At 34.5% G+C, this 524-nt stretch carries 1 protein-coding gene; it reads left to right on the top strand.

What is annotated here, in order from left to right; translation table 11 throughout:
* Nucleotides 1-524 (top strand): PsbP-related protein (locus tag OSCI_RS00995; RefSeq protein ID WP_039961466.1); only part of this gene is annotated, 524 nt, incomplete at both ends.

Genomic DNA, 524 nt, shown 5'->3' with positions numbered 1-524 from the left:
GTTTTAATTGGTGCGGGGGTTGGAGCCGCGATCGCACTTGCCGCGATCGTTCCCAAATTTCTGCCTCAAACTACACCAGAAAAATTATTACTCTATCAAGATCCTGAAAATGGTTTTAGTATAAAATATCCTCAAGAATGGGAAAAGAAAGAACGTCAAGGTTATTTCGATCCGAATATAGTTACGTTTCGCTCACCTAAGAAAAGCAATTCAGATATTTATCCAGAAGATATTATTGTTACTGTAGATGATTTATCTTCAAAGCCTATGTCTCTTGATGAATATACAAAAATATCCATTGCCCAAATAAAAGAGAGCAACCAAGATACTAAGGTTTTAGAGGACGGTTCAGCTATGCTTGCTAATACCAAAGCTCATAAAGTTGTTTTTACTACTAAAGAAGAAGAAAATAATGTCAAGAAAATGCAAGTTTGGACTGTCAAGAATAATCGAGCTTATACCATTACTTACACAGCAAATAAAGATGAATATTCGGATTATCTAAAATCAGCAGAAAATGTTAT

The organism is Kamptonema sp. PCC 6506 (assembly GCF_000180455.1).
Lineage (GTDB): Bacteria > Cyanobacteriota > Cyanobacteriia > Cyanobacteriales > Microcoleaceae > Kamptonema > Kamptonema formosum.
This window is presented reverse-complemented; position numbering and strand designations above follow the sequence as displayed.